The organism is Candidatus Avelusimicrobium sp. (assembly GCF_051874775.1).
Classification (GTDB): Bacteria; Elusimicrobiota; Elusimicrobia; order Elusimicrobiales; family Elusimicrobiaceae; genus Avelusimicrobium.
Genome location: NZ_JBJEGE010000002.1, coordinates 25,617 through 37,650 on the forward strand (window position 1 = coordinate 25,617; position 12,034 = coordinate 37,650).

General features: G+C 46.6%; 11 protein-coding genes. All 11 read right to left on the reverse strand.

The genetic code is table 11. From position 1 onward, the window contains the following. Window positions 1-14: 14 nt before the first annotated feature. Window positions 15-1,592: a hypothetical protein gene (locus ACI351_RS00150; RefSeq protein ID WP_439733237.1), complete on the reverse strand. Its 1,578-nt coding sequence runs from the start codon at window positions 1,590-1,592 to the stop codon at window positions 15-17. A gap of 9 nt (window positions 1,593-1,601) precedes the next feature. After that, window positions 1,602-1,874 carry a hypothetical protein gene (locus tag ACI351_RS00155; protein WP_439733238.1) on the reverse strand — a complete coding sequence of 91 codons (273 nt, stop codon included), beginning with the start codon at window positions 1,872-1,874 and terminating at the stop codon, window positions 1,602-1,604. 15 nt (window positions 1,875-1,889) lie between these two features. Further along, entirely contained in the window at window positions 1,890-3,335 is a 1,446-nt protein-coding gene (locus ACI351_RS00160; protein ID WP_439733239.1) for a hypothetical protein, read from the reverse strand. 18 nt (window positions 3,336-3,353) lie between these two features. Further along, the gene (locus tag ACI351_RS00165) at window positions 3,354-4,859 is read right to left on the reverse strand and encodes a hypothetical protein (RefSeq protein WP_439733240.1); all 1,506 of its coding nucleotides are present in this window, start codon (window positions 4,857-4,859) and stop codon (window positions 3,354-3,356) included. Between the two features lie 164 nt (window positions 4,860-5,023). Then, complete coding sequence (locus ACI351_RS00170) at window positions 5,024-5,617, reverse strand: TadE/TadG family type IV pilus assembly protein (RefSeq protein WP_439733241.1); 594 nt, start codon at window positions 5,615-5,617, stop codon at window positions 5,024-5,026. Beyond that, window positions 5,572-6,675 carry a TadE/TadG family type IV pilus assembly protein gene (locus ACI351_RS00175; protein WP_439733242.1) on the reverse strand — a complete coding sequence of 368 codons (1,104 nt, stop codon included), beginning with the start codon at window positions 6,673-6,675 and terminating at the stop codon, window positions 5,572-5,574. The genes ACI351_RS00170 and ACI351_RS00175 overlap by 46 nt, the downstream gene beginning before the upstream one ends. A gap of 190 nt (window positions 6,676-6,865) precedes the next feature. Beyond that, the gene (locus ACI351_RS00180; RefSeq protein ID WP_439733243.1) at window positions 6,866-7,549 is read right to left on the reverse strand and encodes a response regulator; all 684 of its coding nucleotides are present in this window, start codon (window positions 7,547-7,549) and stop codon (window positions 6,866-6,868) included. 29 nt (window positions 7,550-7,578) lie between these two features. Then, entirely contained in the window at window positions 7,579-8,700 is a 1,122-nt protein-coding gene (locus ACI351_RS00185) for a response regulator (protein WP_439733244.1), read from the reverse strand. Further along, a complete protein-coding gene (locus ACI351_RS00190; protein WP_439733245.1) occupies window positions 8,684-10,582 on the reverse strand; it encodes an ATP-binding protein in 1,899 nt (632 codons plus the stop codon). The genes ACI351_RS00185 and ACI351_RS00190 overlap by 17 nt, the downstream gene beginning before the upstream one ends. Before the next feature lie 209 nt (window positions 10,583-10,791). After that, window positions 10,792-11,730: a DsbA family protein gene (locus ACI351_RS00195; RefSeq protein WP_439733246.1), complete on the reverse strand. Its 939-nt coding sequence runs from the start codon at window positions 11,728-11,730 to the stop codon at window positions 10,792-10,794. A gap of 12 nt (window positions 11,731-11,742) precedes the next feature. Then, complete coding sequence (locus ACI351_RS00200; protein ID WP_439733247.1) at window positions 11,743-12,012, reverse strand: hypothetical protein; 270 nt, start codon at window positions 12,010-12,012, stop codon at window positions 11,743-11,745. Between the last annotated feature and the right edge of the window lie 22 nt (window positions 12,013-12,034).

Below are 12,034 nucleotides of genomic sequence, written 5' to 3' on the forward strand. Positions count from 1 at the left end.
CCTTACAAAATTACTTATTTACTGGCAGCTTCACCTATAACCTGTTGCGCTACTTGACTAGCTCCGGCAACTCCAGCTAGTTTTAAGGCTTTTGTTGCCTGTAGTTGAAACTTAGCAATCTCAGTAGAGGAAAGAGCGCCTTGCATCGCCTTTATCCCTAAAGCTGTCAATCCAGCAATAGCCCCAACAGAAACAAGCAACGACAATATGGGCATAAACCCACCACCATACTTGGAAAGGTAACTAGAGGCAAAACCAAGCACGGTGGCCGCATAAGCTGCCGTTACCCCTATAGCGACCCAGCCCAAAGTCATATGTAACTTACCTTTAGCTATCTGTTGAAGACCCATCGCTTTCAGTCCCGAACAGTAAGGCATCTGGCTCATAGAAAGCAACAATTGGCCCTGCCATATTTCCAGACGGCCTTTAAAAATTAACCCACCGGCAAAGGACATTGTTACCAATGTAGCGGCAATTAACGCAAGAGTCATCCACAGCAAACGCGTACGGGCTTTGCTTCTCTCCTTAGAGTTATCCTCTTGCTTTTGTCCCCAATCGCCAAGTGCTTTTAAGTTACGCGATTCCGGCGCAGCAAAATCAGCCGAACCCGTGGTCGTCGTATCAGCCCCGCCGTCAATACTCATCCCTGCGCTGGTAGCGGTGTTGGCCAAAAAAGGACGGGCTCCCGCCACCGTGCCGCGGTTACGGTCTTTGGCGACATCGGCCGACATCTTAGAAATTTTCTTCAAATCATCTTTTTCGTTTACACGGCGGCCACTACGTCCGAAATTAGCATTTCGTCCACCCGCCAAAAAGGTAGAACCGCTGCCCCGTCCACCCAACGAAGTCTCATAAGAGGAAACCACATTGGAACCACTAGGCATCGCACCGGAAAAATTGTAACCTTCCGAACCTGAGGCACGAGAAGAACCTGCGTTTCGTCCGCCTGAGGTACCGCCGGATACCATTCCACCCGTAGAACCAAACGTCGCGTTAAAAGAATTTCCCGACGCACGGGCCATAGAGGCCGCAGCCAATCGTCCACCCGAATTGCTGCTGGAAGCGGAGGCCGCAGCAGGAGTAGCCGCCGATCCCTGCAGAACAGAAACGGAAGGAACTCCCGATGGAGAAGATCCCATAGTTCCTGTTTCCCCACCTGCAGGAATTTCCTTCAAATCCACGCCGCCGGTACCTAAACCGTCCGAAGAGGAAATACGCGCGGCTGACCCGATACCGGAAGCGGAAAATTTAGCTTCCAAATTATCCGCAGCCGTCAAGCCGAAATCATTTTTAGACGTATATCCTTCCAATCGTTCGCGGTCGGCTCCCACGGCAACACCCTTTCCTCCTGCACGGTTTTGGATATTCATAGAGGTTAACATCCCGTCTGCTCGGCGGTTTAAACCATCATAAGCTGAGGATGAAGCCGCAACGGACGACAAAGCACGCAGTGGAATGTCGTTATCCAAAATTTGGTCGGTCTTAAAAGCTCCGTAAGTGGCCATCATACCCACCCCAGCAATAGTAAGCACTTGGGGCGCGCCTATAACAAGCTTGCCTGACTTGTTCTTTAAAAAATTCAGGATTTTCATAATACTCTCCTATTCTTTTACGCCGTCCACCGCATTCTTAACACGGTTCTGAGGCTGTTGCTGCCCCTCAAACGATTGGCGGTATCTGGCCGCACGGCGTGCACGCTCTTCTTTTAGCTGCTGCTCTTCCTGCAGGGCCTGAAAGCGGGCGTTTATCTGGCGGCCTTCAATAAAAATTGCCACTCCCCAACCGAGCCACAAGGCTATCAAGGCAAAAGCAATTATTCTAGGAATACAATTACGCTTATTCCAAGGTTCTATAATAATATTTCCTATTTGCATATTAACCTCTATAAACTATGCCGCTGCGGCCCCAAATCCTAAGAACTTCCCAACAGCCTTATAGGCAGATTTAAAAGCACTGGACCAGAAGAACGAAGCCCAAACGCCGCCAATTAACAGAGGAGTCACAATGTAAACAGCGGTTGTTATACCTTCACCGCCCCAAGTTTTTGCAAATTTGATAGCTTTTGCTAATGCAACGAGTAAAATGGCAGTTGCTGCAGCCGCCACAATTAGCGCAACTAGCGGCACGCCAAAAATTTTAATATGTTTCAAAGAAGGAATTGCAAGCATTGCCCCTATCGCCGTCAGAATAGAACTCCATAACCAAGTCTTTAAATTACTTCTGTCTTGGTCGCGTTTCATAGCATCACTATCAATACCTGCCCCCCAGCTCTTAATACCGCGCAGATTAGTGTCATAATCGCTCTCAAAATCTTTAGATCCCTGTCCCTGCCCCGTAGTCACGTTATCAGTAGAAATTATCATCCCACCAGAAACTTTAGTACTCGCTAAAAAGGCGCGAGCCCCTTCCACGGCAGAACGGTTTCTGTTTTTCGCGGCATCAGCGGAACGACGGCGAATAAACTCTAAATCATTAGCCTCTTTGGTGCTGCGGCCTTTTCTTACCGAAGCATTTCGGCTTTCGCCCAGACCATCGCTGCCAAAAGAAGCGCGTCCGCGAATGCGGGCCCCTTCCATCATCCCCGCCGCTTGCGCCCGGGCGGAAGCCATCACATCGCCGGCCTGTGCTAAAGCGTCCACCGACGAAATATTTTTACCCGCATTTTTGCCGCTGTCCTGCACGGAAAAAGAGGAATTGAAAGAGTTGCCAGATGAGCCGCCGGTTGCGGAAGAAGAACCCCAATTTTTAGAAGCGCTGGCCAAAGCAGGCAGCCCTTTCTGAGCCTCCCCGCCAGACGCAGCCGCTTGAGATTGCTGTTGGGCTTGCTGCTGCGCTCTGGAAATCATATCCGTAACGCCCGCCATATTCTGCGTCATAGCGGCCATAGGGTTATTTTTTAAATCTAATTCATTGGCCATATTCGCCCCTGTGCCTAACCCTTCCGTTCCGCCCATTTGATAGGCTTGGGTAGGTGCAGCAGCCGCGGCGGAATAATCCGGAGCATATTCAGCCATTTCCACTTCAGCTTGACGCGCCATTTCTTGCTGTTCCAAGCGTTTAAATGTGTTGGTAGAAATCTGCACAGAGGATGAGGATTCCCCTCCCCCCGCATACGAACCGCCCGCGTAAGAGCCCGTATTCGCCCCCGCCACATACACCACTTCACCAGGGTTATAAACCGCCGGAGTAAATGTATTATTCGTTTCCGCGGGGGAACCTAAATACTGCCAAGCGGCAACACCCGCTACGCCAACGACAGCAGAGAGCCCTACCGTCTGCATAGCGGAAAGAGCCATCTTTCCAGCCCTGCACCTTATCCATTTAAAGATATTCATAAATTCCTCCTAAAATCCTTATTTTTTCCCCATACAACGATCAAAACAAGCCGCCTGATCTTCATAACCTTGACACGCACTAATACACTCCGCACGGCTGGAAGTAGATTGTGAAGAAGTTGACTGAGAAGAACGGCTATTTCTCTTTACAGGGGCTGCAGTTACCCCACCGTTTGATCCCCCATTTACCGCTCCACTAAACGCCTGCGTGATTACGCTGCCTTGTGTGGCCCAAAAATTATTGTCATAGCTCTCTGCCCGTCGCTTAGTATACACCTCGTGTGCTTCCGGATACTGTTCCCAAGCTTTTTTAACATCACTCCGCCAATCTTTATAGGATGTGGGCGGTTCCATGCCGGAAGGGACAGAACCCCCGTTAGACGTCAAACTCGTATATTTTGCTGAACTCTCGCCATAAGCCAAATCATAGGCATCGCTAATTGTCATTTGTTTCAAATCTTTCCCAGCTAAAGCCCCCCCGTCTTTGAACGCATCAGGAAACTTGTCCCGTAAATCTGCCTGAAACTTATCAGCGGACATCCCGTCAATAGCCTTATTTCCAGCGCGGTTTGCTTGCAAATTTGCCAAGCTGTCCATCGCATAATTAAGGCCGATCTGCACGCCGGCATTTAACAAGTTCTGCCCCAACTGTTCCCAAAAACTAGTTTCATTGTTCAAATTATTTAAGAAATTCTTTTTATCATCGCCCCCTTTATTGGCCGCATCTGAAACGGCTTGATCCAAATTACTCAAATCCGCTGAAGAAACTGGAGCGTTGGTATCTAAATTCAGTCCGCTTGCCTTACTCATATCCACACCGGAATCAGTAAACGCTTCACTTCCTTTAATCCCACCACCCATCAATGCACGTTTAGCGTTGGCATTGCGGTTATCTTTAAGCCCCGCAGCCGCACGACTGGACCGCGCAAATTGCGAAAGTGCTTTCTGCGCATCCGCATTTTTTAATTGGTACTGGATTTCCGATCCTTTCTCTTGGCTTTTATAAGGAGAAAAATCCCCCCTGGGAGCGCCGAAAGTACTGCTCACGCCGCTGCCACCCGCGCGGCCCATACTGGCCGAACCGAGCGACCCTACCTGCGTGGGCGATCCGCCGCCCGCACCGCCGCCACGGCCGGAATAGCCGCGGGAGGTATACCCCCCTGAAGAATACGCGGAATCCGAATCTGCGCTTTCCTCTGACGCCTCCTCCTCGGCATCCGCTTCTTGGCGTGCTTCCTTTTCTTCTTGGCTGTAAAGCATCGCGGCGCCGTTATTTTGCATATCCGGATACTTGGAAGCCAATAGATATTCTTCCGCTTCGTCATTTACAAAGGGCATCTGCGCCAAATCATACCCGCGGGTATTAAATCCGTCAAAAGAAGTATCTTCCGCATCTCCCAAAAAAGAAGCCAGCGTAATCAGCGCAATTATACAAACCACCACCACAGCTCCCCACGTGTAAGCTTGTTTTTTGTCCATTGTATTTATTTTTTGAAATACATTGCCCGGCTTTAACTTAAACATAAAAACCCCTTTACATAATAATATAAATAACTCTCGTTGACCCATACCCGCAGGTATACTCAAACAAAGAGTTTTTAGCTTACTTCTTTAGTATAGGCAGAAAATACGCATTTGTCAAGACGTTTTAACCCAATTTACATCAAAACGCCAAAACCGCACACAGCCTATTTGTCTTCAGGACGCATATACGGCATCGGACGGTCGTTATGGCCCACATATTTAATAATATTCACTTCACCGCCAGTCTCACACAGAAAAGCATACCCCTTCAAACACTTATCGTCGATTTCGCACACCTTGTCTTTATTATACTTACACAAAAAAGGAATACGCGGCGGCTTCGTGCGCGCGGTAATGGTAATTTTTACCCACGTACCTGAAACATTGACATCCATCTTTAAGCTATTTAAGCTTAAAAATTTCTTTATACCCGGGTTATCAAAACCCAAATAATTTTCCACTTTTTTTTGAATATCTTTTATCAAAAAGCGCCTGTCCCACGTGTTTGCATAATAATCCGTTTGGTGGGATTGCAGCTGAAAACGACGGGCCGCATAGTATCCGGCAATTTCCAATTTTTGGTTTAAAATCAAAAGTCCAAAAATTTTGATAACAAACAGAATGAAAATTACAAAAAGTGGAAACAGCAGTACGGTTTCTGTAGTCGCCTGTCCTTTTCGGGAGTAAAAAAAACACATTAATTTGTTCATCATCATGGTTCCAGCTTGATACCGTATTTCGGTAACGGATGTGGCCATACGCAATTATTGTCCGAACGGGGGCAAATTAACTGCACGCGGGTACGGACATACGGTTTATATTTTTGCTCTAAATTAATATTAAAATGGTTTCTGGGTAATTTAAAAGATTGTTTTAATAGAACGCCGCGCGATAAAGTGCGCAGTTTACCTAAGGAGGCCGGATTCAAATAGGCAAATTGATAGAGTCCCTCTCCATCTAAAAGCTCCCGAGCAGACAATTCTACAGGAAAGGCCCCTCCGTGGTGGTCTTCTTTAGTCGTGGCTTCCGAAAGGAAGAATTTTATTTTTTCCAATTCAAACGGAGTAGTAGACAAAGACATAAACTGCCGCAGTTGCGCCGCACTCTGACGCGCACACTCAGAACGCTTACAATCGTTGACATTTAAATAATATGCTTCGCGAAACATAACCGCATTTTTACTCAATTCTTGATAAACGTACGTTTGCGATTTATAAATAGACCCAACACGAGCATACGTTGTCAAATAATTGACCAAAGCCGGTATGCCCACGCCTTCCCCTGGGAAATAATAGTTTTTGACCAAAGCCTGACTGACAAGGGGAACAACCTCGCTTGGAACCGCCGGCTTCTCTTTCATCCAATCTTTACGCGAAAGATTCGATAACTCCCCCTCATAATAGTTCACACCCCAATCCGTTGACTCCGCCGGAGGCGGATTATTAATACCCGTTTCATAATCCGGCCCAATAGAAGGTACTCCGCCGCCTTTATAAAAAATATCAAACACGCTGATTTGGGTACCATCGTGTTCTTTTTGGTTTAATTTCTGATTGGCTTCCTGCTTCATTACGCGGTACGGAAGCGGGCCGTTTACCATTGCTACCGCATTTAAATATGTACTGGCGGAGGACATTTGGGAATACGCCGCGTTATCCAAAGCAAATTGCTGACGGATCTTGGTCATGGATACCTTGGCGGTTTCAAACAACAAATAGATTACCAGCACGAAAATAGGCGCCAAAAGAACCGAAGGCAGCAAAATTTGCGCCTTACGGTCTTGTAATTTCCAAATACACCGGCGGAGTATTTTCATATCAGCTGGTCAACAACATTCCAATAAAGGAAAAGAAAAAACGCACAATATGCGTGTTAAACGCGGTTAAAAAGGCTGCCAGAACAACAACTATCGTCGCGAGCATAAGCACATACTCGATAGTTGCCTGTCCTTTCTGTTGAACCAAAAACACTTTATGCGGCCTTTTTAAACACATTGAAAATTATTCCTATTCTTCGTCGGAAATTACCGTCCCTTCCGACGAAATCAGCCCTTTTTCAATGGCTTTTACCACCGCTTCCGTACGGCTGGAAACACCCAATTTATGAAAAGCACTGTTCAAATGGTTTTTAATCGTTTTGACGCTGCAATTAAGTTCTTTAGCAAGTTCTTTATTACTCAGCCCTTTACCCAAGTAGTCCATTACCTTAATTTCGGTTTTGGTCAGCGTGGCTTGGGTAGGCATTCCGCCGTCGCCCATTCTGCGAAGCCCGTGTAAGAGCTTACCCATTAATTGCTGCGGAATCATCAACCCTTCGGTTGTAAATGTTTTAATGGAATTAACGAGTTCCACCGCCGGAAGCATTTTGGACAAGTAACCATTGGCCCCCGCTTGAATGGCGTCCAGAACGTGGGCTTCGTCCTCAAAACTGGAAAGCATCAGCACATTGACTTCGGGGCAGGAGGAACGGATTTGGCGGGTGGCATTAATACCATCCATTTTGGGCAGCTTAATATCCATCAACACTACGTCAGGCTTAAGCTTTTTGGCCTTGGCTACTGCCTCCAAGCCGTCAGCAGCTTCGCCAACGACTTCAATCCACTTTTCTCCGGTCAGTACGTCTTTAATCCCTTCCCGAAACAGCGTTTGGTCATCCGCAATCAGCACCGTCACTTTTTTCTTTTTATTCATTGAGTATACTCCCATAACGTTGTTAAATCTTAAGCATTGGCAATCGGCAGCGTAAAGTTAAACGACGCCCCTTTGCCGAGTCCGTCACTTTGCGCCCAAATGCGCCCGTCGTGGTTGGCCACAATATCCTTGGCAATAGACAACCCAAGTCCTAAGCGCCCTACGCGGTCCTTCGCTCCCACTTGAATAAAACTCGTAAACAAGTTGGGCGCCTGTTCGGGTTCAATACCATCTCCTGAATCCACTACCGACACTTTAGCATTTTTTTCATCTATTTTGCTAACAACAATTCCAATCGTTCCATTATCCGGCGTGTGACGCACAGCATTTTCAAGCAAATTGGAAATTACCTGACGAATTCGTTTTTCGTCCGCAAACACCGGCACCGCACCGCAGCTTTCAAACGTAACAAGAATGTTACGCTTGGCAGCTTTGGCTTTAAAAATTTCGGCCGTTTTCTTTAAACTTTCCGTCAGTTCAAAATGGTTTTTCTCAATACGGAGTTTGCCTTTTTCAATGGCGGCCCAGTCCACCAAGTCTTTAATCAAATGTTCAATTTGTGCAACGGATTCATCCATAAACATCATTTTTTTCTGTTGGTCATTATCAGGCGTCATTTTCTTTTTCAACATATCAAAGCTCATTTTAAGCGTCATCAGCGAGTTGGATAAGTCGTGCGACACAATGGAAAAAAATTTGGATTTCATATTGTTTAACCGGTCCAAATCTTCATTACGCGTTTTGAGCTGGGCAAGCAGCGCTTTGTTGCTTTCTTCCAAGAAATACTTGTCAAGTGCGCGGTTGATACTGCGTTTTAAATAATCAAAATCCACGGGTTTGATTAAAAAGTCGTAGACGGATTCTTGGAGCGCTTCCATAATGGCGTTAATGGACGCGTAAGCCGTAATCATAATAATTTGCGAATCTTGATTGAACGCGCGAATCTTGCGGATAAGCTCCAACCCCGTATCATCGGGCAAGTTATAATCCATCAGAATCACATTAAAAAACTCGCTGGAGCAAAGCTCCAAACATTCGGCAGAGCTTCCCGCTTGATAAACTTTATACCCCTCAATTTCGAGCAAATCCACCAGTGTTTCGCGCAGATTATTATCGTCATCTACGACCAAAATTTTAATTTGTTTCTCCATAATTGGTATCTCCGGGTTTTCTGTAAATTTTCAGATAAATTTGAAAGCAAGTTCCTTTTCCGATTTCACTTTTAATAAAGAGTTTTCCTTGATGACGCGCAATGGCCTTGCCCACTACGGCTAAACCAAGCCCTGTCCCACGCGCCTTGGTGGTAAAAAACGGCGCAAACATTTTACGGCGGACTTCCTCGGAAATCCCGTGCCCCGTATCCGACACAAAAATACACACCAGCCGGTGCCCAATACGGGTACCCACCGTCAGCGTACCGGATCCCTGCATTGCTTCCACCGCATTAGCAATCACGTTACGGAATGCCTGTTTGATTTCTTCCGCATCCACCTTAATCCGTACACTCTCTTGTTCAATTTCATCCCGCACAGTAATACCTGCGGGCACAGGCTGTGAAAGCAGAATTTCGCGCAAATAACTGTTCAAATCAATCGTACTCAACATCAGCTCGCGCGTACGCGCATAACCCAGTACCTCGCTGATGATACTGTTAGCCTGTTTAATTTCAGCCTCAATAATACCGAATTGCTTAGCCGCCTTGGGGGTGGGAGAAGGCACCAATACTTTTAATAAACGTGTGGCATTGCTGATTACCGCCAGCGGATTGCGGATTTCGTGGCTGATAATGGAAGCCATTTGGCCAATGGCAGCCAACCGTTCGGTTTTTACCAGTTCGCTGCTCGCTGCTTTTAATTCACGCGTACGTTCTTCTACGCGTTTTTCGAGCTCTTGATTCACGCGCGAAAGTTCACGCTGCGCGCTTAAAAGCTCCATACGGCGCGCCCGCAATCCCTCTGACATTTGCACCACCGCCTGTGCCAATTCTCCAATTTCGTTATTGGGAAATTCCAAGTCAGACTTTTTAATCACCACATCCTCTTCATCCCGCAGCCGCACGGAGGCCTTGCGGAGCCGCTCCAACGGACGCGTAATGGGAACAATAACCAAATAACTCACTCCCAACACAAAAAGAAGCATTCCCAGCACAACAAACATCACATCCCAAGAAGGGTAAAACGTACTCTGTAAAAACAGCTGCGAAGCTAAATTAGCCGGCTGATCCACATATACTTTCCAACCTGCCAAGTCTAGCGCCGCCGAAGCCACCAGAATTTTTTTACCGTCGGAAAGTTTTACTTCGCCGCTAGTTTTTTCCCCCAGTTGTGCTTCAATTCTGCGCACTTTCTGCATCAGTTCCGGCGGCACGTTACGGGCCAGCCCGTTGGGAGCGCCGTTATACGAAATAATTTCCCCGTTAGACGTAACAAGCATCGCTTCCATATCCAAAGGATACGCCTGCGACAAGGCAATTCCCATCTCCCTCAAATCCAGTTCAGCCACCAAAACCCCCCGCACCTTTTGGTCATACAAATGTTCCAGCACGGGAAAGGCCAACAACAAAAACAAATCATTCGGACCCAAACGGTATACGTTTCCGATATAATCTTTGCCTTGTTTCACACAAGTATCCAAAATATCGGCTAAAACTTTTTGGTACTCAAAAGACGCGGCTGACGTACCGGAAGAAAATACTTTTTTACCGGATGTGTCCAAGGCCGCTAAGTAAAAAATAGACGGATTGCGTCGGCGCAAATAATCCAAATCGGGTTGGTTTAAAAAATCGTGTCCGCCCAAATCAGTATGCAAGTCAGTAAATACGGAAAAAAGCCGAGAAGTATGGGAGATGTGAAGTAAAGCCGACGTAGCCAAACGGCGGGCAACGGTTTCTTGTTTTTGCAGAATCTCGTTTTTTAAAATAAGGCTGTCTACGCGCATTACGTGAAACCCGATAATACAGGTCAACACTGCCGAAATAAGAATCAGCACAAAAACCGCTTTAAAGAATAATCCGCGAAATCTTCTTATTTGCATACACCGCTCTTTTCTTTCCGCCTAACAAAACACCCGTACCTTACGGAGAAGCACTCCGGCCGACACGAAAACAATCCGCACGCGCGAGGCTGCTTATAGAGGATTTTTAACGGAAAGACGCTATTTCGTCCGTCCGCTAAAAAGTCTCCTTCTTTGGAAAACGGGGGCCAGAAGAATTCCAGCCCCCGCCTTCTGCCAAAATTGTTTTATTAGCAGCTGCCTGCGGGAGCAGCGGCCTCTGCTTTAGAAGCATTGGGATTTAAAAAACCAAAGCCGTCAATTTTGGAAGCAGAGCCAAAATCCAACTGGACTTGACCTTCCCACAAGAAAGTAGGTGAAGCATTCACGCCGTACTCCTTACTGTATTTGGCTTCTTCTTTTAAAAGTTCTAAACCTTCAGTATCAAATTTTTTCATAATTTTTTTAGGATTGATGCCCGCCTGTTCCATTGCTTTATCCCAGCGGCTGGAACGGTAATCTTTATTACGGATTTCCAAGTATTTCCAGAATTTGGAAGGATAGTACTTGGCGATCAACAGCTGGCGGACGTTTTCTTCCCATTCGCCGGATCCGTGCAAACTGTTAAAACCTCTTTCGTCGGAATAATCCACGATATAGCGCACGCGGACTTCTTTATCTTTTGGGAAGTTACCAGCTTTTTGGGCTTCCACAACTAAGTTTTCAGCCATTGCACCGTACGGGCATTGGGACATAACAAAAATTTCCATCACGTTCGGTTTAGCTGTTTTGCTGCTGTACACACCGCTACGGGTTTGTCGGGGCAAAATAATAAAGTCATCATTTTCCTGCGCATAACCATATTCCAAGTGTTTTTCCAGTTTAGCGCGAACGTCTTTATTCTTTTTAATCAAATAAAGCGGTAAAAAACTGTAATCCAAGTTGGCAAGCTTCGGGTCCGCCGCCGCATCTTTATAGGACACGTTGGTAACAGACGGAGTCATATCCAAAAATTGGGCGATACCGGCAGTAAGCTGCGGATCTTCTTTTCCAGCAGAGTAAACGTCGGACTCAACGATTACGAATTCAGCCTTCGCCTTAGCAGGCGTTTTGGCCGCTTTTTTAGCGGGAGCGGCAAAAGCCATACCCGCTACGGCTGCACAAAGCACTACGGAAACTATTTTTTTCATTTGTTTTTCCCCTTATTTATCTTCTAATTCAACCCGTACGCCGCGGATGCCCACCGCGCACAGCAAGTTGTACGCCAGCAAGAAAAACACCGACGACACCAAAACGAGCAGCGTGCCTTGAATAGCGCGCATCACAAGCCCCATTACGTAAGCCATATTAATCGAGGCTTCCGGATTAAACACTTCCATAAACGCGCTGACCAACATTACCACAAAAACGGCCAACGGAAATACGGAAAACAGCAACGACGAAATACCGATTTTTTTAATTTCTACTTTCATATAATCTCCTAAATTTGCCGCC